Here is a 23,749-nt window from a genome sequence, read left to right as displayed (position 1 = left end):
GGCATGGACAACACCGATCTCTTCGTCTGCATCGACCACGTCGGTCTCGCCGTCCCGAACCTGGACGAGGCCATCGAGTTCCACACCAACGTGCTCGGCTGGCGCGTGCTCCACCGCGAGACCAACGAGGAGCAGGGCGTCGAGGAGGCCATGATCGGCACCGGCGACCAGCTCGCCGAGAACGCCCAGATCCAGTTGCTGGCCCCGCTGAACGAGAGCTCCACGATCGCGAAGTTCATCGACCGCAACGGCCCCGGCATGCAGCAGCTCGCCTACCGCGTCGCCGACCTGGACGCCGTGAGCGCCACCCTGAAGGAGCGCGGCGTGCGCCTCCTGTTCCCCGAGCCCAAGCGCGGCACCAACGACAGCCGCATCAACTTCTGCCACCCCAAGGACACCGGCGGCGTCCTGCTCGAGCTCGTCGAGCCGAACCCGAACGCGGCCCACTGATCCACCCGGCAGCAGGCCCGCCCCGAATTACCGCCTCGGGACGGGCCTGTCGCATGCCCGGGCCGCGCGCCCGGCAGTAGCATCGAACGTGACCCGAGCCTCGGCCGAAAGGATGGACCGGTGAGCCAGCAGCAAGAGCCGCACGGCCTTGATTTGTTCGACGACAACGCGAGCGCGGTGCGGGGCTTCCCCAACGCGATGCTCGGCTACGACAAGAAGGCGGTCGACGACTACATCCGCGACCTCGAACGCCAGGTCACCGTCGCCAAGCACCAGCTCCGCGAGGTGCAGCGCGAACTGACCGCCGCGAACCTGCGGGTCGACGACACCGACTTCAGCAAGCTGGGCGCGCACACCGCCAACCTGCTCAAGGTGGCCGAGGCGCAGGCGTCCGACCTCATCGAGCGCGCCCAGTCGCGCGCGTCGGCGATGCTGGAGGAGGCCCGCAACGAGGCCGAGCGCACCCGCAACGACGCCGCCGCCACCGCCGAGGACGCCCGCCAGGAGGGCATCGCGTCGCTGCGCGTCCTGCGTTCCGATCTCGAGCGGCAGACCACCCAGGAGCTCGAGGCGGCCCGCGTCGAGGCCGGCGGGCTGCGCGACGCCGCCGACCGGCACCGCGAGGCGGTGCTGGCCGACGCCTCCCACCAGGCCGAGGCGCTGCTGGCCGACGCCCGCCGCGAGGTCGAGCGGCTCCTGGCGCAGGCCCAGCACGAGGCCGCCACCGTCCGCGCCGCATCCGCCCAGGAGCGGGAGGAGGCGCTGACCGCGCTGCAGACCGAGCACAACGAGCTGACCGAGCGGCTGCGGACGACCTCGGGCGACGCCACCCGGCGCTCCGAGGAACTGCAGGACGCGCTGCGCCAGGCGTCGGAGGACCTGCGCGGCCGCCAGCAGGCGGCCTACGCCGAGGCCGAGGACATCAAGGCCGCCGCCATCACGGAGGCCGCCGGGATCCTGTCCCAGGCCAAGACGGACGCCGAGTCGCGCCTGGCCACCGCCGACACCGAGCTGGTGGCCCGCAACGAGCGCCTCAAGCGGGAGCACCGCCACCTGCGCCAGCGCAAGCAGGCGCTGCTCACCCAGCTCGCGCAGCTGTCGAGCCTCGCGACCGAGACCGCCGAGGAGTTCCCCGAGGACGAGGCCACGGGCGCCATCCCGACCCTGCTCGCGGACCTGGCCCCCGAGCCCACCCTCGAGCCCGTCGTCCTCGGCGAGGGTGTCGATGCCGGGACGGACGCGGATGCGTCCCTGGAGGTGGACGCCGAGGCGGAGACCGACGAGGTCGTCCTGCCCGACACCCCGGACGCCGACCCGCAGGCCGCGCTCCCCGAGGGGTCGGACGAGGCCGAGGACCACCGCGAGGAGCAGTCCGGCTCGTGACCTCCACCAGCCCCGACCCAGAGCCGGCGATCGAGGCGGCGCCGGCCGAGGAGGCGCGGACCACCCCCGCCCCCCGGACGGCCCCTCGGGGCCGCGGGTCCCGGCGGGCCCCGCGAGCGCCGCGTCGGCGTCCGAGCCCCCGCGGCGGTGGTGGCGGCGGCTGCGCCGCGGCTCGCAGGTGACCCCACCGGACCCCACGCACGAGCCGGCCGGCGACGACACCCCGCCGCCGACCAGCCTGCTGTACCGCAACCCGTTCCAGATCGGCTTCCTGCTGACGCTGGGCGGGCTGCTGGCCTTCGGCATGCTGGCCGCGATCGCCGCCCTGCAGAGCATCGTGCTGATGGGCGTCCTGTCGCTGTTCCTGGCGCTGGGGCTCAACCCTGCGGTCGAGTGGTTCGTCCGCCGCGGCGCCCCCGCAGCCTGGCGGTCGTGATCGTCGCGCTCACGCTGGTGGTGGTCCTGGCACTGGGCGCCTGGGCGGTGCTCCCGCTGCTGATCGAGCAGGTGAACGGGCTGGTGTCCAGCCTGCCGAGCTACCTCCAGGGGCTCAAGGAGAACCCCGTGGTCGCCGAGCTCGACGAGCAGTTCGAGATCATCACCCGGATCACGCAGGTCCTCAGCTCCGGGGCCTGGTTCGACGGGCTCTTCGGCGGCATCCTCGGCGCCGGCGTCGCGATCGCGAACATCCTGTTCAGCATGTTCATCACGCTGGTCCTGACGCTGTGGTTCCTCGCCTTCCTGCCCGGCATCAAGAACACCATCTACCAGATGGCTCCCGCCTCGCGCCGCCCGCGCGTGAAGTACCTCGCCGGCGAGGTCTTCCGCCGGATCGGCGGCTACATGTCGGGGCTGTTCATCGTGGTGGCGCTCGCCTCGGGCTCGGCGTTCATCTTCCTCAACATCATCGGGCTGGGCCAGTACTCGCTCGCGCTGGCCGTCGTCGTGGCGGGCTTCGCGTTCATCCCGCTGGTCGGGCCCACGATCTCGATGCTGATCGTCGCCCTCATCGCGTTCTCGATCAAGGACCTGACCGCGGCGATCATCACGATCGCGTTCTTCCTCATCTACCAGCAGGTGGACGCCTACCTCATCCAGCCGCGCATCTTCCAGCGCTCGGTCAACGTGCCCGGCCCGCTGATCGTCCTGGCGGCGCTGTCGGGCGGCATCCTGTTCGGCATCCCCGGCGCGCTGATCGCGATCCCCACCGTCGCCTCGGCGCTCCTGATCTACCAGGAGGTCCTGGTGCCGGCGCTGGACCGCGCCTGAGCGTCCCGGCTCAGAACAGCCGGTCCTCGGCGTTGTCGATGCCGCGCAGCGCGTCGTAGTCGACCGTCACGCACCGGATCCCGCGGGCCGCCGCCAGCACCTTGGCCTGCGGCTTGATCTGCTGCGCGGCGAACACCCCGGCGACCGGACGCAGCCGCGGGTCGGCGTTCAGCAGGTCCAGGTAGCGGGTCAGCTGCTCGACGCCGTCGATCTCGCCGCGGCGCTTCACCTCGACGGCCACGTGGGCGCCGTCGGCGTCCCGGAACAGGATGTCCACCGGCCCGATCGCGGTCATGTACTCGCGCCGCACCAGCGCCCAGCCGTCCCCGAACGTGGCGGGGTTTTCGGCCAGCAGCGCCTGCAGGTGCGCCTCCACCCCGTCCTTGACCAGGCCCGGGTCGACGCCGAGCTCGTGGCTGGAGTCGTGCACCACCTCGGCCACCGAGATCACGAGCTTGTCGCCGTCCTTGTTGGCGACCTCCCAGACCTGGGCCAGGTCGGCCTCGCCGTCGGCGTCCGGGTCGGCGTCCCGCATCACGAGGGTGCAGGGCGGGTTCATCCAGTTCAGCGGCTTGTAGGCCCGGTCGTCGGCGTGGATCGAGATCGAGCCGTCGGCCTTGAGCAGGATCAGTCGGGTCGCCATCGGCAGGTGGGCGGACAGTCGTCCGGCGTAGTCGACCTGGCAGCGGGCAATCATCAGACGCACCGCGCCACCCTACCCTCTAGGGTGGGGCACGTGGCCAAGCGACCCTCGAAGCACCTGCGTCCCCCGCGGCCGCTGTCGACGAGCTTCGCCCGCAGCGAGGCCAAGCGCGACGGCACGTGGCTGATCCAGTCCATGCCCGCCGGCCGGTCCGTCAAGGACTACCTGTGCCCCGGCTGCCACCAGTCGATCCCCGCGGGCGCCCCGCACCTGGTCGCGTGGCCCAGCGTCGCGCCCATCGGCGCCAGCAGCGGGGTGGACCACCGCCGGCACTGGCACAGCGCCTGCTGGGCGAGGCGGGCCTGAGCATGCTGCACACCATGCAGATCGGTCAGGGCGTCCCCCGGATCGCCTACCTGCACGGCCTGCTCGGCCAGGGCAAGAACCTCGCCACCGTGGCGAAGGCCGTCTCCGCGACGGATCCCGGCCTGCTGATCGACCTGCCCAACCACGGCCGCAGCGCCTGGACGGCGTCCTTCGGCTACGCCGAGTGGGCCGACCGCGTCGCCGAGACGCTGCGAGAACACCTGCCCGCCGGCACGCCGATCACCGTCCTGGGGCACTCCATGGGCGGCAAGACCGCGATGGCGCTGGCGTTGCGGCACCCGAGCCTGGTGCGCGCGCTCGTGGTCGCCGACATCTCCCCCGACGACTCCTCGCACGGCTACGGGTTCGGACGCCTCGTCAACGGCCTGCGCACCCTGCCGCTGGACCAGGTGCGCACACGCGAGGACGCCGACCGGTTGCTCGCCGCGACGGTGCCGGACGCCGGCGTCCGGGCGTTCCTGCTGCAGAACCTGCACCGCGCCCGCCCCGAGGGCTGGCGGTGGCTGCCCAACCTCGACCTGCTGGCGGCGTCCCTGCCCCAGATCAGCGGCTGGCCGGCCGGCCTGCGGGGGCCGTTCCAGGGGCCGGTGCTGTGGCTGCGGGGCGCCGACTCCGGCTACGTCACCGACGAGCACGGCCCGGCCATGCGCGCCCTGTTCCCGCGCACCCGGCTGGTGACCATCAAGAACGCGGGCCACTGGCTGCACGCCGACCAACCGCAGGCGGTGGCGGCGACCCTGCAGGCGTTCCTGGACCAGCTGCGCCCGGCCCTGGGACGCTGAGGCTCAGCCCAGCGTGACGCTGCGCAGCACCGTGGGGACCAGCGGCCGCCCGGTCCCGTCCCGGTTGCTCGCGTCGTGGCCCTGGAAGGCGCGCTCGGCCACCGCCTCGGTGGCGGCCTGGTCGAGGTGGCCGAAGACGGTGTAGTTCGGCGGCAGCGGCGTGTCCGCGTACACGAAGAAGAACTGGCTGCCGTTGGTGTTGCGGCCCATGTTGGCCATGGCGATCGTGCCGGCGGGATAGGTGGTGTCCGGGGTCACCTCGTCGTCGAAGACGTACCCGGGCGTCCCGCTGCCGGTGCCCGTCGGATCGCCGCACTGCAGGATGAAGATCCCCGAGGTCGAGAGCCGGTGGCACTCGCTGCCCGTGTAGAAGCCCTGGGTGACCAGGCTCGCGAACGAGTTCACGGTGCACGGCGCGACGCCCCGGTCGAGCTCGCCCTGGAGCTTCACATCCCCCAGGTCGAACGTGACCGGCTCGGTGCCCGACGCGGGGACGTCCTGCCACGCGGGCGGGTCCACCGGCTTGGCGGGCGTGCCGCCCGGCCGGTAGTCGCACGTCACGGTCCCGGCGGCGGGCGTCCGGTTCACGGGCCGCAGCGCGCACCCGGTCGCGGCCACCAGCAGCACGGGCAGGAGCAGCAGGGCGAGCAGGCGTCGGTTCACCCTGCCCACCTCACACTAGGGTGAGGGCATGGTCAACTTGACGCGCATCTACACCCGAACCGGTGACGCCGGCCAGACCCGGCTGTCCGACATGAGCCTGACGAGCAAGACCGACGCGCGCGTCGCGGCCTACGGCGACGTCGACGAGGCGAACAGCATCCTGGGCGTCGTGACCGCGCTCGAGGCCCTGCCGCAGCCGATCCTCGTGACCCTGCGCGCCATCCAGAACGAGCTGTTCGACGTGGGCGCGGATCTGTCCAACCCGGTGGTCGCAGAGCCCAAGTGGGAGCCGCTGCGGGTCACGGCCGCCAACGTCGAGCGCCTCGAGGCCTGGTGCGACGAGTACTCCGAGGGGCTGCCGGACCTGGCCAGCTTCATCCTGCCCGGCGGGACGCCGAGCGCCGGTTACCTGCACCTCGCCCGCACCGTGGTCCGCCGCGCCGAGCGCGCCGCGTGGGCCGCCGCGCAGGAGTACGGCTTCGACGTGGGCGCCGGCGAGGAGCCCGGCGGGCTGAACCCGCTGGCCATCACCTACCTCAACCGGCTGTCGGACCTGCTGTTCATCCTCGCGCGGGTGGCCAACACCGGTCACGACGTGCTGTGGATCCCCGGCAAGGACCGGGAGCCTGTCGGCGAGCGGGCCGAGCGGCACCGCGCGCGCATCCGGCGCTCGCAGGCCGAGAACGCCTAGGAGCCGAGCAGGCGCCCGTTCTTCATGCCGGGCGGGCTGGCCTCGGTCCAGCTCGTGAAGGCCGTGAGGTCCGGGCGCGCCATCGCCAGCGAGCGGCCCGCCAGCGGCGGGCCGAGTTCCACGATCGAGTGGCCCGGGAACACGCCGGAGCCCTCGCCGCCGTGGGCGGGATGGACCTTGAGCACCACGGTCTGGTCCCGGCGGAACGTCACCTTGGGGCGCAGCGACAGGCTGAACACCCGGTACCACTCGAACGTGTCGGCGTGGAAACGAGCCACCCCGACCTTCCACACGGAGGTCGGGGTGCGTTGCAGCGAGCAGGCGAACACCCGCCCGTGTCCCATGGACAGCCACATGCGGCGGAACAGGAGCCAGGCGATGGGGGCGAGCACGCAGATCAGCAGGACGACGGCCAACCCGGCCGACCAGCTCCACCAATCCGGCATGCTCCCCCGCCTCGTCCCTAATGCTTCTCCGAGGCCCGCTTCGCGGCGCGCACCTGGGCGCTGGCCCGGTGGACGTGCTGCATCGTCTCGGTGCTGATGTCGCCGTCCTCGAGGGCCTTCTGCGCGCGGGCGAGTTCCAGCTCCGCCTCGGGCAGCGAGATCTCGTGCGCCAGGCGGGCGTAGCTGCTCAGCACGGACACGTGGTTGTCCGACACCGAGAGGAAGCCGCCGTCGACGGCCACGATCTCCCGCTTGCCGTCGACCGAGAGCACCTCGGCCGCCGACGGCACCAGGATGGCGAGCAACGGCTCGTGGTTCGCCATGATGCCGATGTCGCCCTCCATGGTGCGGGCGACCACCGACACGGCGTCCCCCTGCCAGATGAGCCCGTCGGCGCTTACGACCTCGACCCGCAGCGGGCTGCTGTCGAACGCCATGCTCAGCCTTCCTTCTGGATGCGGTCCCAGTTCTCCATGACCATGTCCATGCCACCGACGTTGAAGAAGGCCTGCTCGGCGATGTGGTCGACCTCGCCGTCGCAGATCATCTTGAACGACTCGATGGTGTCGGCCAGCGCCACGGTCGAGCCCGGCACCTGCGTGAACTTCTCCGCCGTGTAGGTGTTCTGGCTGAGGAACTGCTGCAGACGGCGCGCCCGCGCGACGATGATCTTGTCCTCCTCGGACAGCTCGTCGACGCCCAGGATGGCGATGATGTCCTGCAGTTCCTTGTTGCGCTGGAGGATCTGCTTGACCCGGGTGGCCACGTCGTAGTGCGCCTGACCCACGTACTGCGGGTCGAGGATGCGCGACGTGGAGGTCAGCGGGTCGACGGCCGGGTACAGGCCACGGCTGGCGATGTCGCGGCTGAGCTCGGTCGTCGCGTCCAGGTGGGCGAACGTCGTGGCGGGCGCCGGGTCGGTGTAGTCGTCGGCGGGCACGTAGATCGCCTGCATCGAGGTGATCGAGTGGCCGCGCGTCGAGGTGATCCGCTCCTGAAGCTGGCCCATCTCGTCGGCGAGGTTCGGCTGGTAGCCCACGGCCGAGGGCATGCGGCCCAGCAGCGTGGAGACCTCCGAGCCGGCCTGGGTGAACCGGAAGATGTTGTCGATGAACAGCAGGACGTCCTGCTTCTCGACGTCGCGGAAGTACTCGGCCATGGTCAGGGCCGACAGCGCGACGCGCAGGCGGGTGCCCGGCGGCTCGTCCATCTGGCCGAACACCAGGGCGGTGTCCTTCATGACGCCGGCCTCGATCATCTCGTGGATGAGGTCGTTGCCCTCACGGGTGCGCTCCCCACGCCCGCGAACACCGAGGTGCCACCGAAGTTGTGGGCGATGCGGAAGATCATCTCCTGGATGAGCACGGTCTTGCCCACGCCGGCGCCGCCGAACAGGCCGATCTTGCCGCCCTTCACGTACGGGGTCAGCAGGTCCAGCACCTTGATGCCGGTCTCCAGCATCTCGGTCTTCGGCTCGAGCTGGTCGAACTTGGGGGCCGGACGGTGGATCGGCCAGCGCTCGGCGATCTCGATGTTGGAGATGTCCTCGTTGAGGCAGTCGCCGGTCACGTTCCAGACGCGGCCCTTGGTGACCAGGCCGACCGGCACGGAGATCGGGGCCCCGGTGTCGGTCACCTGGGTGCCGCGACGCATGCCGTCGGTGGGCTTGAGCGAGATCGCGCGCACCATGTTGTCGCCGACGTGCAGCGCCACCTCGGCGGTGATCTCACGGCTCAGTTCGCCGGCGTCGATCTTGATCGTCAGGGCGTTGAGGATGTCGGGCATCTGGTCGGCGGGGAACTCGACGTCCACCACCGGGCCGATGACGCGGGCGACGCGGCCCACGCCGGGGGTGGCCTCCGCCTGGGTCGGGTTCTCAGCAGTCACGGTCATGTTGCTTCTCGCTTCCTAGCCTTTACTCGGCGCTCGCCTCGGCGAGCGCGCTGGCGCCACCGACGATCTCGGTGATTTCCTGGGTGATTTCGGCCTGGCGCGCCTGGTTCGCCTCGCGCGTCAGGGTTTCGATGAGCTGGTTGGCGTTGTCCGTGGCGGACTTCATCGCCCGCTGCTGGCTGGCCAGCTGGGACGCCGCGGACTGCAGCAGGTAGAACCAGACGCGGCTGCGCACGTACAGCGGCATGAGCTCGTCCAGCACTGTTTCGGGGTCGGGCTCGAACTCGTACTGCGGCACGATGTCGTGCTCGCCGATCTCGTGGACGCCCGAGACGACCTCCAGCGGCAGCAGCCGCCGGACGCGCGGGGACTGGGTCAGCATGGACTCCATGCGGGTGTAGACCGCGTGGATCTCGTCGACGCCGCCGTCCTCGTACGGGGTCAGGAAGTCCTCGATGAGGGCGTCCGCGATCTCCTGCGCGTTCGCGTACGTCGGGGCGTCACTGAAGCCCTCCCACGACCGGGTGATCGGGAGCTGGCGGAAGTTGCAGTAGTTGATGATCTTGCGGCCCACCGCGTAGCGCTTGACCTCGACGCCCTGCTCCTCCAGCCGGACGCGCATGCGCGCGGCGGCCTTGATGGCGTTGGAGCTGTACGCGCCGTTCATGCCGCGATCCGAGGTGAGGATCAGCAGCGCCGCCCGACGCACCTGCTTGGACGGGGTGGTGAGCGGGTGCTCGACGCTGGCGTGGGTCGCCAGCGCCGAGACCGCGCGGTTCAGCTCGCGGGTGTAGGGCAGCGCCCGCTGGGCGGTCTGCTGCGCGCGGATCACCTTGGAGGCGGCGATGAGTTCCATCGCCTTGGTGATCTTCATGGTCGCCGACACCGACTTACGTCGCTGCCGAAGCTCCCTCAGACTCGAAGCCATACTCCGCCTCAGCCCTTCTTGACGACGATCTGCTCAGCGTCCACGTCGTCGTCGCCCAGCGCCCGCGCCGGGGCCTCGCCGACCACGGTCTCCTTGCCGGCGTTGAACTGCTCCTTGACCTTCTTGATCTCGGCGGCGACGGCCTGGGCCGTGTCGTCGTCGAACTTCTGGGTCTCGGCGATCGTGGTGAGGATCGTGGTGTTGCGGCGCAGGTGGTCCAGCAGCTCGCCCTCGAAGCGGAGCACGTCGTCCACGGCCACGTCGTCGAAGTAGCCGTTGGTGCCGGCCCACACGCTGACGACCTGCTCCTGCACCGGGAACGGCTGGTACTGGCCCTGACGCAGCAGCTCGGTGAGGCGCGCGCCCCGGTCGAGCTGACGGCGCGAGGCGGCGTCCAGGTCGGAGGCGAACATCGCGAACGCCTGCATGTCGCGGTACTGGGCCAGGCTCAGCTTCAGGGTGCCGGCCACGCCCTTCATCGCCTTGATCTGGGCGGCGCCGCCGACGCGGGACACCGAGATGCCGACGTCGATGGCGGGACGCTGGTTGGCGTTGAACAGGTCGGACTGCAGGAAGATCTGGCCGTCGGTGATCGAGATCACGTTGGTCGGGATGTAGGCCGACACGTCGTTGGCCTTCGTCTCGATGATCGGCAGGCCGGTCATCGAGCCGCCGCCCAACTCGTCCGACAGCTTGGCGCAGCGCTCCAGCAGGCGGGAGTGGAGGTAGAACACGTCGCCGGGGTACGCCTCGCGGCCCGGCGGGCGGCGCAGCAGCAGCGACATGGCGCGGTAGGCCTCGGCCTGCTTGGTCAGGTCGTCGAAGATGATGAGGACGTGCTTGCCCTCGTACATCCAGTTCTGGCCGATGGCCGAGCCCGAGTAGGGCGCGATGTACTTGAAGCCCGCGGGGTCGGACGCCGGGGCGTGCACGATGGTGGTGTAGTCCATCGCGCCGGCCTCCTCCAGCGTCTTGCGCAGCGCGGCGATCGTGGAGCCCTTCTGGCCGACCGCGACGTAGATGCAGCGCACCTGCTTGGTCGGGTCGCCGGACTCCCAGTTCGCCTTCTGGTTGATGATCGTGTCGATCGCGATGGCGGTCTTGCCGGTCTTGCGGTCGCCGATGATGAGCTGACGCTGGCCGCGGCCGATCGGGATCATGGCGTCGATCGCCTTGATGCCGGTCTGCAGGGGCTCGCGCACCTCCTGGCGGTCCATGACGCCGGCGGCCTGCAGCTCCAGGGCGCGGCGGCCGGACAGGTCGGTGATCTCGCCGAGGCCGTCGATGGGGTTGCCCATCGCGTCGACGGTGCGGCCGAGGTAGCCGTCGCCGACGGCGACCGAGAGCACCTCGCCGGTGCGACGGACGGTCGAGCCCTCCTCGATGCCCTCGGAGTCGCCCAGGACGACGACGCCGATCTCGCGGACGTCGAGGTTCAGCGCGATGCCGCGGGTGCCGTTGGCGAACTCGAGCAGCTCGTTGGCCATCGCCGACGGCAGCCCCTCCACCTTGGCGATGCCGTCACCGGAGGTGACGACCACGCCCACCTCCTCGCGCGAGGAGGCGTCCGGGGTGTAGTTCTGGACAAACCGGTCGAGAGCGTCCCGAATCTCGTCGGGACGAATGGTCAGTTCCGCCATGGGATGCGTCCTTCGCTTGCCTGCTTGGTGATCAATGTCTTGTGTGCCGGCCTCAGGCCAGCTTGCGTCGGGCGTCGTGGAGGCGCCCGGAGACGGTGCCCTCGATGACCTCGTCACCGACGACGACCCGGACCCCGCCGAGCACGTGCGGGTCGACCACGACGCGCAGCGTCAGGGGGCGACCGATCTGCGCCGTGAGGGCCGCGAGCATCCGATGCTCCTGCTCCGCGGTGAGCGGACGCGCCACCGTCACGGTCGCCACCGCGCGTTCGCGCAGTTCGGCGGCCGCGGTGAGGTAGCTGTCCACGGTGAGGTCGAAGGTCCGCTTGCGCGCCACGACGGCGCGGCGGGCCAACTGCTCCACGGGGGCGAGCACCTTGCCGGCGATCAGGTCGCTGAGCAGCTGCTGCCGCCCCTCGATCGGCGCCTGCCGGTCGGCCAGGGCGCTGCGGAGTTCCGGGTGGGCGTCCACCGCGCGCTCGACCTTGAACAGTTCGTCCTCGAGCTGGTCGAGGCGGCCCTCGTCCTGCGCCACCCGCAACAGGGCGCGGACGCCCTGCCGCTCGAGGGCGGCGACGAACGACGCGGCGCTGTTCCAGCGGGCGCGTGCCGCCTGACCCACCACGGCCACTGCCGGCGCCCCCACGCGGGAGCTCAGCAGCGCCTCGGCCAGGCCCTGGCGCGCTTCGTCCGGAGTGGACGGATCGGTCAGCGCCCGGCGCAGGGCGGGCTGGCCCGCGACGGCGTCCGCCACGGCGAACAGGTCGTCGGCCAGCGCCGCGGAGGCGGGCTGTGCGTCCGCGACCGCGTCCAGCGCCTTCAGGCGGGCTTCGGCGGCGGCGCTCATGCCTGACCCGCCGGGTGCGCTTCGAGGTCGGCGATGAAGCGGTCGACCGTGCGGGCCGCGCGCTCGTCGTCGTCCAGCGATTCGCCGATGATCCGACCGGCGAGCGTGGTGGCCAGGCCACCGACCTCGGAACGCAGCTGCGTCACCGCGGTCGCGCGCTCGGCCTCGATCTGGGCCTTGGCGTTGGAGAGCAGTCGGCTGCTCTCCTCGGTCGCCTGCTGGCGCATGTCGGCGATGATGGCCGCGCCCTGGGACTTCGCGTCCTCACGGATGCGCGAGGCCTCCTCGCGGGCGGAGGCGAGCTGGGCCCGGTACTCCTCCAGCGCGGCGGCTGCCTCGGCCTGGGCGGCTTCGGCCTTCTCGATCCCGCCCTGGATCTCCTCGGTGCGCTCCGCGTAGGTCGCCTCGAACTTCGGGACGACGAACTTGGCCGCCACGAACCAGATGATCAGGAACAGGATGATGCCGACGATCAGTTCCTCGGGGTGCTCCGGCAGGAGCGGCCCGAGGTTGATGCCTTCAAGAAGGGGCAACATGGGTGTGCCCCAGATCACTGCAGCACGAAGGCCAGGGCGATACCGATGATGGCCAGGGCCTCAACCACGGCGAAGCCGATCCAGGCGGTGCCCATCATCGCGCCGCGGGCCTCGGGCTGGCGCGCGGTGCCGTTGATCACGGACGCGAAGATCCAGGCGACACCCAGGGCCGGGCCGAGGGTCGCGAGCGCGTAGCCGATCATGTTGATCGAGCCGTTGATCGTGATCTCCAGGAAGGGGAGCATTGGGTTTTCCTTTCGGATGGTTTCTTTCAGGCGAAAGTCAACGGGGGATTATCAGTGGTCGTCCGCGGTGGCCGAGGCCACGTACTGCGCGGTCAGCACGGTGAAGATGTACGCCTGGATGGAACCGACGAGCAGTTCCAGGGCGAAGATGGCGAAGCTGAACAGGATCGACACGACGCCGGCCACGTTCAGCAGCGGGACGGGGAAGCCCTCCAGCGTTTGGGTCGCCGTGAGCAGCATGGTGCCGCCGACCACGAAGACCATGATGACGAGGTGCCCCGCGAACAGGTTCGCGAAGAGACGCAGCCCGAGCGTCAGCGGGCGCACGATGATGTTGGAGAGGAACTCCAGCGGGATGATGAGGAACCACAGCGGCTTGGGCACCCCGGCCGGCAGCGTGGCGTGCTTGAGGTACCCGAACAGGCCCCACTTGCGGATGCCTGCGCCGTTGTAGAGCACCCAGGCGCACAGCGCCAGGCCCCACGCGAACCCGATCTTGGAGAACGTCGGGAACATGAAGATGAAGAACTGGCCGAAGAGGTTGTTCACCAGGATGAAGGAGAACAGGGCCAGCAGGAACGGCAGGTAGCGCCGGAAGTCGTGCCCCAGGATGTCGCGGGCGATGCCGTTGCGGACGAGGTCGTAGAACGTCTCGCCGATGGCCTGCCTACGCGTGGGGACGATCTTCTGGTTCCGCGACATCCACAGCCAGAACGCGATCACCAGCGCTGCGGCGATCACCGCCTGCGCGGCGTGGTTGTTCACCCAATCGGGCAGAATGCCGGGGAACAGGGGTCGCGAACCGAAGCTGTGCTCGCCCGGCGGCCACGATTCGCCCTCCAACGGTAGAAGAAGCAACCCGTTGGTACCGCCCATTGCGCCTCCTTGTGCGGTCGGTCATGCCGTCAGCGCACGCAGCCGCCAAAAGGGAGGTCCGGTGCGGCAGGAACTCTAGCAACCCTGCCGGGCTGAGTCACATCGGTGGCCCGTCGCTGGACACCTCGGGAGGGTCGAACACCGGGATCCGGAGCTTGGAGTAGGCGTACAGCTCGAAGCCCAGCCATCCCAGCACCACCGCGATGGTGGTGACGACCAGGGCGACCGGGTCGAGCCACGCGAACCGGTCGGCCTGGGTGAGGGTGACCGCCAGCGCCAGCCCGAGCACGGTGACGCGCGCGAGGTAGGACGCGAGCCAGGCGAACAGCACGACCTTGGGCGCCGCGTCGGCGACCATGAGTTGCGCGCCGAGCGCGATGGCGTAGAACGCGATCGTGGCCGCGGCGGCGATGGCCGCGGTGATGCCCGCCTCGGGCCCGGCGATCGCCCAGAACAGGCCGACGGCGGTGAGCGCCGCGACGTGTCCGCCGACCAGCCCCGCCTGCAGCAGGCGCAGCGCGCGCTGCACGTTGGGGCTGGGGGGTTTCCGGTCAGCCATGCGTCCCTCCACGGATCCGGGGCCAGAAGGTCAGGACGGCCGCGAGCGCCAGCCCGGCCACCGTGGCGGCGATCGGCCACCACCCGTCGACGATGCCGATGCCCACCGCGCCGAACGCGATGACGGCGGCCCACAGCCACAGCAGCCCGACGGCGCGGCGGTGGCTGTGCCCCAACTGCAGCATGCGGTGGTGCAGGTGCTGCTTGTCGGCCTCGAACCAGAGCTTGCCCGCGAGCGTGCGCCGCACGTACGCGCTGACGAGGTCGATGACGGGCAGCGCCAGCACCGCGAACGGCAGCAGCAGCGGCAGGTAGGCCGAGAACAGCGCTCCCCCGCCGGCGTTGAGCCGGGACGGGTCCAGCTGTCCGGTCAGGCTGATCACCGAGGTGGCGAGCAGGAAGCCCAGCAGCAGCGCGCCGCTGTCCCCCATGAACATCCGCGCCCGGTGGATGTTGTGCGGCAGGAACCCCAGGCAGATCCCCACCAGCGCCACGGTCACCAGCGAACTCGTGGTGGCGCGCACCAGGTCCTGCTCGTAGCTGAGCAGGTAGGCGTACAGGAAGTAGGACGCCGCCCCGATGGCGACCACGCCGGCGGCGAGGCCGTCGAGACCGTCCATGAAGTTGACGGCGTTGGTGCAGAACAGGATGACGAAGACGGCCAGCGCGATGGCGGCGATGTTGTCGAGCGCGATGATGCGGTCGGGCAGCGGGATCCAGTAGAACTTCACGCCGTTGAGCACCACGATCCCGGCCGCGAGCACCTCCCCGGAGAACTTGGCGGCGGCGCCCAGCTCGAACAGGTCGTCGATCACGCCCACGACGCAGATCACCAGGGCGCCCAGGAAGATGGCCCAGGCGTCGCGCTGCACGAGCTCGAATCTCCCCAGCCAGGGCAGGTTCGTCGCCAGGATGAGCGCGGCGATCAGCCCGGCGAGCATGGCGACGCCGCCGAAGTACGGCACCGGCTTGGTGTGGACGTCGCGGTCGCGCACCAGCGCGACAGCGTTGAACCGGAAGGCGTAGCGGCGCGCGAGGCTCGCGGCCACGTACGTGACGCCCGCGGCCACGAACAGGACCAGCAGATACTCGCGCACGTCGGTGTCAGGCCCGGTCGGCGTCCGGGCCCGTCCCCTCCGGCTCCGTCGCGGCGGCCTGCGCCGCCGGGGTGTCGGACGCCCCCGCGCCGGGTGCCTCTGACTCGGTCTCAGGCTCGGGCACCTCGGACTCCGACACAGGCCCCGCCCCAGACTCGGGAGCCTCGGTGGTCGGGGCGTCGGACCCGGGCGCCTCGGACCCCGGCGCGTCAGCCTCGGGAGTCTCGGATCCCGGCGCGTCAGAGTCGGGCGTCTCGGTCGTCGGCGCGTCGGACTCCGGCGTCTCCCCCTCGGACTGCGCGTCGGTCGTCGGGTCCTCGGCGGTCGGCTCCTCGGCGGGGACCTCGACCAGGCCGGGCACCGCCTCGTTCAGCTCGGCCACCGAGATCCGGCCGTCGCGCAGGACGCGGGCCTGCGGGCCGGTGAGGTCGACGATGGTGGAGGGGACGCTGCCGTCCATGGTGCCCGCGTCCAGGTAGACGGTGCACCGCTCCCCCAGCTGCTCCAGCGCCTGCTCGATCGTGGTGGCGGCGTCGCGCCCGTGCACGTTGGCACTGCTGACCGCCAGCGGGCCGGTGCGGCGCAGCAGTTCCCGGGTGAACTCCTGATCGGGGACGCGCACGGCGATCGTGTCACCGCGGTCGCCCAGGTCCATCCGCAGCGTCTCGCGGGCCTTGAGGATGACGGTGAGCGCGCCGGGCCAGAACGCCTCGGCGAGCCTGGTGAGCCGGTCGTCGACCCCCGTGGCCAGCGCGCGCACCATGCCGACCTCGGCCACCAGCACCGGGGGCGGGAAGTCGCGCCCGCGCTCCTTGGCGTCCAGCAGGCGCTGCACCGCCGCCCCGGAGGTGGCGTCCGCCCCGACCCCGTATACGGTGTCGGTCGGCAGCACGATCACCTCGCCCGCGGCGATGGCGTCCTGCGCGGCGGAGAAGGCCGCCTCCTGGTCGGTGATCGCGATCACGTTGCTCGTCACGGAACCATCCTGCCAGCCCGGACCGCGGTCACGAACCGCGGTCGATCGGTGAGGTCGCGCCGGTCGCGGACCTGGGTGAACGCCCCCGTGGCCACGAACACGGCGGGGGCGCTGTCGACCTGCACCTCGGCGTGCTCGGCGCACGCGAAGCCGCCCGGGCGCAGCAGCCGCGCCGCCACCTCGGCCACGACCCGCATGGCGTCCAGGCCGTCCTCGCCGGACACCAGCGCCAGCGCCGGGTCGAAGTCGCGCACCTCGGCGGGCACGTCCGCCCAATGCTCCAGGGGGACGTAGGGCGGGTTGGCGATCACGAGGTCGACGGTGCCGTCCAGGTCGCCGAACGCGTCGGCCATGTCCCCCAGGCGGGCGTCCACGTGGAGCCCGGCGAGGTTCGCGGCGAGGTAGGGCCAGGCGTCCGGCGACAGTTCGACGCAGTGGAACGAGCCGGCGGACGCCTCGGTCGCGAGCGCCTTGGTGATGGCGCCCGAGCCGGCGCACAACTCGACGACCCGCGGCTCGGCGACCCCCGCGGCGATGATCTCGGCGAGCCGGTCCAGCGCCCAGCCCGTCATGACCTCGGTCTCGGGGCGCGGGATGAACACGCCGGGCCCGACCTCCAGCGTCACGGTGCGGAACGGCGCGGACCCGGTGATGTGCTGCAGCGGCTCCCCCGCCTCCCGGCGCGCCACGCCGGCGTCCAGCCGCGCCAGGGCGGCGGCGTCCGGCGGATCGGCCAGCAGCAGCCGGTTCGGTTCGACGCCCAGGGCGTGGGCCAGCAGCAGCCGCGCCTCCGCGACCGAGCCGAGCCGGGACGCCGTGGCGGCCACGACGGCCGAGACGGGACGCTCAGGCACCGGCGGACGCCAGCCGCTCGGCCAGGTCGGCGGCCTGGAGCGCCTCGATGACCCCGGACATGTCGCCGGCCAGCACCGCGTCCAGGTTGTAGGCCTTGTAGCCGATCCGGTGGTCGGCGATCCGGTTCTCGGGGAAGTTGTACGTGCGGATCCGCTCGGAGCGGTCCACGGTGCGGACCTGGGAGCGGCGGCTCGCGGACGCCTCGGCCTCGGCCTGCTCCGCGGCCAGCGCGGCGAGCCGGGCGCGCAGGATCCGCATCGCGGACGCCTTGTTCTGCAGCTGGCTGCGCTCGTTCTGGCACGTCACGACCACGCCGGTCGGCAGGTGGGTGAGCCGGACGGCGGAGTCGGTGGTGTTGACGCCCTGCCCGCCCTTGCCCGAGCTGCGGTAGACGTCGACGCGCAGGTCGTCGGGGTCGATCTCGATCTCGGCGTCGTCGTCGACGTCGGGCATCACCAGGACGCCGGCGGCCGAGGTGTGGATCCGTCCCTGGGTCTCGGTGACGGGGACGCGCTGCACCCGGTGCACGCCGCCCTCGAACTTCAACACGCCGTAGGGCATGGCGTCCGGGGCGGAGCCACCGCCCGCCTTGACCGCCATGGTGAGCGACTTGAAGCCGCCCAGGTCGGTCTCGGTCGCGTCGAGCACCTCGACCTTCCAGCCGCGGTGCTCGGCGTAGCGGGAGTACATCCGCACGAGGTCGCCGGCGAACAGCGCCGACTCCTCCCCGCCCTCGCCCGACTTGATCTCGAGCAGGGCGTCGGCGCTGTCGTGGGGGTCGCGCGGAGCCAGCAGTTCGGCGAGCTTCTCCGAGGACGCCGCCAGCCGGGTCTCCAGCGCCGTGGCCTCCTCGGCGAACGCCGCGTCCTCGTCGGCCAGCTCCCGGGCGGCCTGCAGGTCGGCGGTGAGCGTCTCGTGTTCGGCGAGCGCCTTCACGATGGGGGTCAGCTCGGCGTACCGGCGCCCCACCCGCCGCGACAGCGCGGTGTCGGCGTGCGTGGCCGGGTCGGCCAGGGCGGCGGTCAGCTCGTCGTACTCGGCGACGATCGCTGCGGCGTTGGCGAACATGGGCGTCCTCTGCGGTGGTGAGATGCACCCCGGCGGGGGTGCAACGACGACGCCGGGTGCCAGGACGCGAATCCTGACACCCGGCGTGGAGAGGAACTAGCCGTTCTTCTTGCCGTAGCGCTTCTCGAAGCGGGCGACGCGGCCGCCGGTGTCGAGGATCTTCTGCTTGCCCGTGTAGAACGGGTGGCAGGCGGCGCAGACCTCGGCGCGGATCACGCCGGAGGTCGCGGTGGAATGGGTGGTGAACGTGTTACCGCAGGTGCAGCTGACCTGGGTCTCCACGTACTCGGGGTGAATGCCCTGCTTCATGGGAGATCTCCTTATCGGTGACGGGCCGGGTCGCCGAAGGATGTCGAGCCTGTGGCTCGGGCGTGAACCGGCACCGAGGATTCATTATGCCGCGCCGCGGCCGGGGATCCAAACTCCCCCGGTCCGCCGGCGGCGCGGCGTCAAAGCTGCGGGGTGCGGCGGAGCACCGTGAGCGGCCGGGGCGCCGAGGTGAGATCTCCCACGCCGGCCGAGGACCCGGAGTCATCCACCCGGGCAGCCGCGCCCCGGAGGGCGGCGTCCAGGTCGGCGGCGACGTCCCGTGCGCGGACGCTCATGGGGTAGCTCGGCGGGTCGGCGGCGTCCAGGTCGGCCATCGCGGCGCGGCCCTCGGCGTAGGCGCGCAGCCACGTCGGCAGGGCCGCCATCAGGGCCCGGTAGCGCACCCAGCGGTGGTTGTCCCAGCCGGTCACCCCGCGCCCGTCCTCGCCGGTGAACCTGCCGGTCAGCGCCGCCGCGGCCGCCTCTCCGCGGGCGGCGAGTCGCTCGATCGTCGGGCCGTCCATGAACAGGTTGAGGCCGCCCTCCGTGTCGGACTGGAGCACCCGCACGACCCGGTCGCGCATGCCCGGGGCGCTGAGCTGGGTGGCGTCGGTCCACTCCCGCGAGGTCGCCAGCGCGGCGCCGAAGAACCCCGTCACCGCGCCCCAGCCCCGCTCCGGCACGTCCCGGTGGCTGGGCAGGACCGCGGCGTTGGTGCGGCTCCACTCGATGTTGCGCGCCTCGTCGTCCTGGGGGACGCGGCCCGGCAGGAAGGAGCCGAGGTTGATCGCGAAGGTCGGACGCGTGGCCAGCGCGTCGTCGAACAGGTGGACGGGGAAGTTGCTGCAGAAGCCGCCGTCGGTGAACCACACCTTCTGGAACTGCGGGGCCGGACCGTCGTCGCGTCCGGCGCGCCGGGCCCGAACGGCCGCGCGGGTCTGGTCGCTGCGCCGGTCGACGGTCCACAGCGGCACGGCGCTGATGAGCAGCGGGAAGCTCAGCGACATCCGTACCGACACCACGACGGGCAGTTGCTCGGGGTCGGGCAGGCGCCGCAGCGGGCGCGGCAGCGCCGCCGCCGCCTCGTCCTCCCAGGACGCGTCGACGTCGAGGTCACGGCCGCGCGGCGCGGCCTCGAGGGCGGCCATCACCTCCGCGGGGAACAACCGCGCCCACTCGCGGGGCTCGTAGAAGAACGTGCGGGCCGCCCACGGCATCTCGTAGGGGCGGGCCTGGGTGAGACACGTGCTGACCATCCGCAGGTCGACGGCGCGCGCATCCTCCGCCACGTCGGCGACCTCCTCGCCGCCGGTCCACAGGTGCCCGTACAGCAGCGGGGCCTCGTCGGGGCGGCCCGCGAGGGCGTTGATGGTGTGCGCGAGCCACTCGGTGAAGCCGGGGCCGCCGCCCGGCTCTCCGAGGCCCGTGCAGATCCCGAACCCCTGGGCCGGGACGTCGCGGGTCAGGGTGCGCGCGACCCCGACCCCCGCGCCGACCGCCACCCCGACCAGCAGCACCACCAGCGCGAGGGCGCCGACGCCGACCCCGGCCCAGCCGCCGACCACCACGGCCAGCGCGAGGCCGGCGAGCCCCGGGAGCGCGCCGAGGAGCGCGGCGACCGGCCAGCCCCGCAGGAGCGCCGCCGCGACGCCGCGGGCGCGCCCGAGCCCGGACGAGGCAGCGCCGGGCGCGTCGTGGCCGGTCGCGGCGAGCATCAGCCCGAGCAGCGGCCGGGTGCGCGGGCCCGCCTGGAACAGGGCGGCCAGGCGGCCCTCCCCCAGTTGCTCGGGGATCGCCTCCAGCGCCTCGAACCCGCCGCCGTCCCTGCCGCGTCCGTGTTCGGCCGCGGCCCCCAGCGCGGCGCCGATGGCGCCGGCGGAGGCGCCCCCCAGCCGCCGGAGCCGGTAGTCGCGCGCGAACCGGGCCAGCGCGCGCGGGTACACCACACCGCTGGTGATGCCGCCCTTCATGATGACGTCGCAGGAGCGGGTGGGGAGCGGCTCGGTCATGGGGACCTCCCTGGTGGGTCGGGGACGCCGACGGCGTCCTACACGGTGACGGTCAGGCCGGCGGCCGGCGTCCTGGGGAACACGAAGCGTGCGGCGACCTCGCCGGCGCGCGCCGACCAGCGGGCGAGCCCGCCGCCGGGGTGGTTGGCGTGGAACTCGGGGCGGTCCGTCTCCGCCGCCAGGATCAGCCGGGCGATCGCGGCGTCGTCGGGGTGGGCGTACCCGGTGCCGTCGGTGCTGACGAGGAAACGGTGCGCGAGCCAGGAGGCCACCAGTTCGTCGGTGACGTTGGCCCCGGAGCCGTGGTGCGGCAGCTTGACCAGGTCGAACCGCGGCCGCGACTCCCCCACCTCGGCGCCGTAGCGGGCGATCGCGGCGGCGAGCGGCGGGCCGTGGGCGTCGCCGGGGAGCAGCACCCGGCGCCCCTCGAACTCCAGCACGACGGCGATGCTGGAGCCGTTCGCCGCCGACCCGTCGCGGGACCGGCCGGCCGCCAGCCGCGCGAGCGCCGCCGCGTCCAGCGTCGCGGGCAGGTCGCCCCACGTCCGCGGGCGCTGCCGGACGGCCGCACCGTCGCCCTCGGCGCCGGCCCCGGGCACCAGCCCGGCCTTCGTCACGACGTCGCGCCACGTCCGGGCGAGCCGCTTCAGCTGCGCCGGGGCGGGGCCGAGCAGCACGGCCCTGGCGCCGCCGGGCAGGTCCAGTGCCGGCAGCGGCCCGGACACCGGCGCGACGACGGGACCCCCGAGCCCCGGCCCGACGGGCCGCGGCCAACCCGGGTTCCACGGCACGGCCAGATCCACGATCCGGCGGGTCAACTGCTCGCCGTGCACAGGCCCGAGCACGTTGCCGCCCCGCTCGCAGTGCACGTAGCCGTTGAACCACACCGCCTGCACCCGCGGCGCAAGGCCGGGGTCGTCCAGCAGTTCGAGCACGCCGCCGATGTGGTCCTCGTCGACGTGGGTGACGACGAGCACCTCGTAGCGGTCGGCGGCGCGGCGCCGCAGCCGCGCCGCGAGGGCCGCCCAGGCGTGCCGCGGCCCGGCGTCGATCAGCAACCGCCGCGGGGCCCGCGCGGGGCCGTACTCCACGATCACCGCGTCGCCCGGACCCGCCGGCAGCGCCACCACCCTGAACATCAGGCCGCCACCTCCAGCGCGATCTCCCCGTGGGAGATCAGCAGCAGCCCCACCAGCAGCCCGCGCGCCAGCAGCGCCGAGCGGGCCGCCGTCACGGCCGCGCCCAGGCCGCCGTCCCGCCCGGACGCGGCGACCTCGCGCAGCGCCGAGACCAGCGCGACGGTCGCCTCGGCGCCCTGCACCCCGTTCAGTTGCGCGAGCGTCCCGACGACGGCGGCCGCCCCGTGGTCGAGCCACGCGCCGTGCAGCGACCCGAACGGGTCCGCGGCCAGGGCCGTCGAGCAGGCGACCAGCACGACCAGCGGCGGCGCTCCCCCGGCCCGCAGCACGTGCGCGGCGCCGACGTCGGCCAGCGACAGGTCGGAGGCGCGCCCGATCTCCAGGACGCGGTCGCCCGGCACCTCCTCGACGTGGCCGAGTACCACCAGCAGCCCCGGGCCGCGGGTCCGGATCTCGCGCCGCCAGGCCGTCCAGCTCGTCACCCGCACCGGCGTCCCGGACGCCGCGGCCGCGAGGCCGGCCAGCGCCACCCCCGAGGGCGCGGGCTCGAGGGATCCGGCGTCGGCCCGCGCCGCCGCCGCGAACAGCGCCGGGCCGAGCCGGACCGGGCCCGGCGCCGGTGCCCACGCATGGCGCTGCACGGTCCGGCAGATCACGCGGGACGCGCCCCAGAAGGCGCGCGGGCACACGCGGCGGCTGGTCGGCGGCGGGCAGTCGGGGCCGGGGTGCTCGCAGACGGTGGCACCGCGGCGCGGCGCCGGCCCGGAGTAGACCAGCTCGAAGGGGAACAGCGTCCCGTGCCCCAGGACGAGCAGGTTGAGCTCGGCAGTGTCGCCCAGCCCGAGCGGGGCCAGCCGTTGCCGGAGCGTGGCCCCCGCCGGGCCAGTTCGACGAGCAGCGCCCGGGCCTGCGGGTCGGCGAAGCTCGCCGGCGCCAGCGGCGAGCCAAGGACGCGCGACAGCGAGGCGCCCGCCGCGCGCAGCAGGTCCGCGACGTCGGACTGCGGGACCAGGTCGCCGGTGGCGAGGTTCACCAGGTCCGAGCCGCGGGCGTCGACGGTGACCGCCTCGCGGGTCGCTCCCGCCGCCAGCCCGGGCACGGGCAGCGGCCCGGACGTCGTGGCGCTCACCGACACGTCCACGCGGTCGCCCGGCGCGGGCCGCGCCCGGACCGGGGCGAGGATCGCGGCCACCTGGAGGGGGCGCCCGCGGTGCGTGACGCTGACCTGCACGTCCACCACGCCCCCGGCGTCGGGGGTGACGAGGTCGAATGCCGCCGACGTGCTGGGGGCGCCGGGCTCGCCGGTCGGCACCGCGATCTGCTGGGTCTGCGGGCGCGGCCAGGACGCGCCGGCGACCGTCACGTCCAGCACGACGCTCGCCCGGCTCGGATCCTCGGGCAGCGGCACCGCCACGTCACCGGCGGGCTGCCCCGCCTCGGGCACCGCGATGCGGAGCACGAGGGTGAGCGCCGCGCGCGGGGGCAGGGCCCGCCGCAGCGGAGTGTCGGCGTCGTAGAAGTCGGCGGTGAGCCGGCGCGCGTCGGCCGCCGTCCGCTGCTCCGGGTGGATGGGCTCGGGCCCTGCCCCCGCCTGCGGCGCAGGAGCCGGCCGCGGCCGGGGGCGCCCCGGGCCCGTCCCCGAGGACGGATTGCGGGACCCGGGGCGGCGTGGGCGGGTGGGCCTCGGCGTCCGGCGAGGGCGTGCGGGCGCGGGCCGGTCGGTGGCGGTGTGCAGTTCCCGGTCGTCGGCTCCGTGCGGCCCTTCGGTGGCGACCCCGGGCCGGTCGGGTTCCGCGTCCGAGCCCGAAGCCGGCCGCTCGAGCAGGGCGAGGGCCACCTCGGGCGCCACGCCGCGCGCCAGCAGCGCCACCAGACCCGCCAGCCCGGACCGCCGCAGCACGAACCAGTCGACGCCGCGCTCACCCGTGGGCGGAGTGGGGGTTCACCCAGCAGGACGAGCCGGACCCCCGGGCGCAGCGGCGGCAGGTCGGTGTCCGGATCGCAGATCCACCAGCCGGCCTCGGCGGGCGACCCCAGGAGGCCGACGTGGCCCTTCGCG

The 23,749-nt window shown here is 72.7% G+C and carries 27 protein-coding genes and 1 pseudogene; 7 read left to right on the top strand and 21 right to left on the bottom strand.

Annotated features, from left to right (window positions below):
- Positions 1–3 precede the first annotated feature (3 nt).
- The 4 genes from mce (at position 4) to G7070_RS14975 (ending at position 3,102) form a co-directional block, all read left to right on the top strand.
- Positions 4–450: a methylmalonyl-CoA epimerase gene (mce, locus tag G7070_RS14990; RefSeq protein WP_166234406.1), complete on the top strand. Its 447-nt coding sequence runs from the start codon at positions 4–6 to the stop codon at positions 448–450.
- Between the two features lie 120 nt (positions 451–570).
- Positions 571–1,833, top strand: a complete 1,263-nt coding sequence (locus tag G7070_RS14985) for a DivIVA domain-containing protein (RefSeq protein WP_166234405.1) — start codon at positions 571–573, stop codon at positions 1,831–1,833.
- 178 nt (positions 1,834–2,011) lie between these two features.
- Positions 2,012–2,269, top strand: coding sequence for a hypothetical protein (locus G7070_RS14980; RefSeq protein ID WP_166234404.1), 258 nt, complete (start codon positions 2,012–2,014; stop codon positions 2,267–2,269).
- On the top strand, positions 2,266–3,102 hold the full coding sequence (locus tag G7070_RS14975; protein WP_166234403.1) for an AI-2E family transporter: 837 nt from the start codon (positions 2,266–2,268) through the stop codon (positions 3,100–3,102). The genes G7070_RS14980 and G7070_RS14975 overlap by 4 nt, the downstream gene beginning before the upstream one ends.
- 10 nt (positions 3,103–3,112) lie before the next feature.
- Here G7070_RS14975 and nucS read toward each other — a convergent pair whose 3' ends face one another.
- Positions 3,113–3,799, bottom strand: a complete 687-nt coding sequence (gene nucS / locus G7070_RS14970; RefSeq protein WP_166235365.1) for an endonuclease NucS — start codon at positions 3,797–3,799, stop codon at positions 3,113–3,115.
- Positions 3,800–3,838: 39 nt separating this feature from the next.
- Here nucS and G7070_RS14965 point away from each other — a divergent pair, with 39 nt between their 5' ends.
- Complete coding sequence (locus G7070_RS14965) at positions 3,839–4,111, top strand: hypothetical protein (protein ID WP_166234402.1); 273 nt, start codon at positions 3,839–3,841, stop codon at positions 4,109–4,111.
- A gap of 2 nt (positions 4,112–4,113) precedes the next feature.
- A complete protein-coding gene (locus G7070_RS14960) occupies positions 4,114–4,914 on the top strand; it encodes an alpha/beta fold hydrolase (protein ID WP_166234401.1) in 801 nt (266 codons plus the stop codon).
- A 3-nt stretch (positions 4,915–4,917) separates the two neighbouring features.
- Here G7070_RS14960 and G7070_RS19475 read toward each other — a convergent pair whose 3' ends face one another.
- The gene (locus G7070_RS19475) at positions 4,918–5,577 is read right to left on the bottom strand and encodes a peptidylprolyl isomerase (protein ID WP_284690943.1); all 660 of its coding nucleotides are present in this window, start codon (positions 5,575–5,577) and stop codon (positions 4,918–4,920) included.
- Between the two features lie 28 nt (positions 5,578–5,605).
- On the opposite strand from G7070_RS19475, the gene G7070_RS14950 reads away from it, so the two are divergent.
- On the top strand, positions 5,606–6,268 hold the full coding sequence (locus G7070_RS14950) for a cob(I)yrinic acid a,c-diamide adenosyltransferase (protein WP_166234399.1): 663 nt from the start codon (positions 5,606–5,608) through the stop codon (positions 6,266–6,268).
- Here G7070_RS14950 and G7070_RS14945 read toward each other — a convergent pair.
- The 19 genes and pseudogenes from G7070_RS14945 to G7070_RS14855 form a co-directional block, all read right to left on the bottom strand.
- Positions 6,265–6,714, bottom strand: coding sequence for a DUF2550 domain-containing protein (locus G7070_RS14945; RefSeq protein WP_166234398.1), 450 nt, complete (start codon positions 6,712–6,714; stop codon positions 6,265–6,267). The genes G7070_RS14950 and G7070_RS14945 overlap by 4 nt on opposite strands.
- A 17-nt stretch (positions 6,715–6,731) precedes the next feature.
- The gene (locus G7070_RS14940) at positions 6,732–7,151 is read right to left on the bottom strand and encodes a F0F1 ATP synthase subunit epsilon (protein WP_166234397.1); all 420 of its coding nucleotides are present in this window, start codon (positions 7,149–7,151) and stop codon (positions 6,732–6,734) included.
- Between the two features lie 2 nt (positions 7,152–7,153).
- A pseudogene (atpD, locus tag G7070_RS14935) lies at positions 7,154–8,607 on the bottom strand (F0F1 ATP synthase subunit beta).
- 22 nt (positions 8,608–8,629) lie between these two features.
- Positions 8,630–9,535 carry a F0F1 ATP synthase subunit gamma gene (locus G7070_RS14930; RefSeq protein WP_166234396.1) on the bottom strand — a complete coding sequence of 302 codons (906 nt, stop codon included), beginning with the start codon at positions 9,533–9,535 and terminating at the stop codon, positions 8,630–8,632.
- Positions 9,536–9,543: 8 nt separating this feature from the next.
- Entirely contained in the window at positions 9,544–11,175 is a 1,632-nt protein-coding gene (atpA, locus tag G7070_RS14925; protein WP_166234395.1) for a F0F1 ATP synthase subunit alpha, read from the bottom strand.
- Positions 11,176–11,227: 52 nt separating this feature from the next.
- Positions 11,228–12,022 carry a F0F1 ATP synthase subunit delta gene (locus tag G7070_RS14920; RefSeq protein WP_166234394.1) on the bottom strand — a complete coding sequence of 265 codons (795 nt, stop codon included), beginning with the start codon at positions 12,020–12,022 and terminating at the stop codon, positions 11,228–11,230.
- Positions 12,019–12,555 (bottom strand): F0F1 ATP synthase subunit B, encoded by a 537-nt coding sequence (locus G7070_RS14915; RefSeq protein ID WP_166235363.1) that lies wholly within the window; start codon positions 12,553–12,555, stop codon positions 12,019–12,021. The genes G7070_RS14920 and G7070_RS14915 overlap by 4 nt, the downstream gene beginning before the upstream one ends.
- A 17-nt stretch (positions 12,556–12,572) precedes the next feature.
- Positions 12,573–12,803 carry an ATP synthase F0 subunit C gene (locus tag G7070_RS14910; protein WP_166234393.1) on the bottom strand — a complete coding sequence of 77 codons (231 nt, stop codon included), beginning with the start codon at positions 12,801–12,803 and terminating at the stop codon, positions 12,573–12,575.
- Between the two features lie 51 nt (positions 12,804–12,854).
- Positions 12,855–13,679, bottom strand: a complete 825-nt coding sequence (gene atpB, locus G7070_RS14905) for a F0F1 ATP synthase subunit A (protein WP_166234392.1) — start codon at positions 13,677–13,679, stop codon at positions 12,855–12,857.
- 97 nt (positions 13,680–13,776) lie between these two features.
- Positions 13,777–14,238 (bottom strand): hypothetical protein, encoded by a 462-nt coding sequence (locus tag G7070_RS14900; protein WP_166234391.1) that lies wholly within the window; start codon positions 14,236–14,238, stop codon positions 13,777–13,779.
- Complete coding sequence (locus tag G7070_RS14895; protein WP_166234390.1) at positions 14,231–15,334, bottom strand: glycosyltransferase family 4 protein; 1,104 nt, start codon at positions 15,332–15,334, stop codon at positions 14,231–14,233. Before G7070_RS14895 ends, G7070_RS14900 begins: the two co-directional genes overlap by 8 nt.
- Before the next feature lie 7 nt (positions 15,335–15,341).
- Complete coding sequence (locus G7070_RS14890) at positions 15,342–16,310, bottom strand: L-threonylcarbamoyladenylate synthase (RefSeq protein ID WP_166234389.1); 969 nt, start codon at positions 16,308–16,310, stop codon at positions 15,342–15,344.
- The gene (gene prmC / locus G7070_RS14885) at positions 16,307–17,164 is read right to left on the bottom strand and encodes a peptide chain release factor N(5)-glutamine methyltransferase (protein WP_166234388.1); all 858 of its coding nucleotides are present in this window, start codon (positions 17,162–17,164) and stop codon (positions 16,307–16,309) included. Before prmC ends, G7070_RS14890 begins: the two co-directional genes overlap by 4 nt.
- Positions 17,157–18,233 (bottom strand): peptide chain release factor 1, encoded by a 1,077-nt coding sequence (gene prfA / locus G7070_RS14880; RefSeq protein ID WP_166234387.1) that lies wholly within the window; start codon positions 18,231–18,233, stop codon positions 17,157–17,159. The genes prmC and prfA overlap by 8 nt, the downstream gene beginning before the upstream one ends.
- A gap of 96 nt (positions 18,234–18,329) precedes the next feature.
- Positions 18,330–18,542, bottom strand: coding sequence for a 50S ribosomal protein L31 (gene rpmE, locus G7070_RS14875; protein ID WP_166234386.1), 213 nt, complete (start codon positions 18,540–18,542; stop codon positions 18,330–18,332).
- 140 nt (positions 18,543–18,682) lie between these two features.
- Positions 18,683–20,551 carry a patatin-like phospholipase family protein gene (locus G7070_RS14870; RefSeq protein ID WP_166234385.1) on the bottom strand — a complete coding sequence of 623 codons (1,869 nt, stop codon included), beginning with the start codon at positions 20,549–20,551 and terminating at the stop codon, positions 18,683–18,685.
- Positions 20,552–20,589: 38 nt separating this feature from the next.
- A complete protein-coding gene (locus tag G7070_RS14865) occupies positions 20,590–21,690 on the bottom strand; it encodes an MBL fold metallo-hydrolase (protein ID WP_166234384.1) in 1,101 nt (366 codons plus the stop codon).
- The gene (locus G7070_RS14860) at positions 21,690–22,331 is read right to left on the bottom strand and encodes a hypothetical protein (RefSeq protein ID WP_166234383.1); all 642 of its coding nucleotides are present in this window, start codon (positions 22,329–22,331) and stop codon (positions 21,690–21,692) included. Before G7070_RS14860 ends, G7070_RS14865 begins: the two co-directional genes overlap by 1 nt.
- 11 nt (positions 22,332–22,342) lie before the next feature.
- Positions 22,343–23,590 carry a hypothetical protein gene (locus tag G7070_RS14855; protein WP_166234382.1) on the bottom strand — a complete coding sequence of 416 codons (1,248 nt, stop codon included), beginning with the start codon at positions 23,588–23,590 and terminating at the stop codon, positions 22,343–22,345.
- Between the last annotated feature and the right edge of the window lie 159 nt (positions 23,591–23,749).

Origin of the sequence: Propioniciclava coleopterorum (genome assembly GCF_011393335.1) — a bacterium.
In the GTDB taxonomy this organism is placed as follows: domain Bacteria; phylum Actinomycetota; class Actinomycetes; order Propionibacteriales; family Propionibacteriaceae; genus Propioniciclava; species Propioniciclava coleopterorum.
This window is presented reverse-complemented; position numbering and strand designations above follow the sequence as displayed.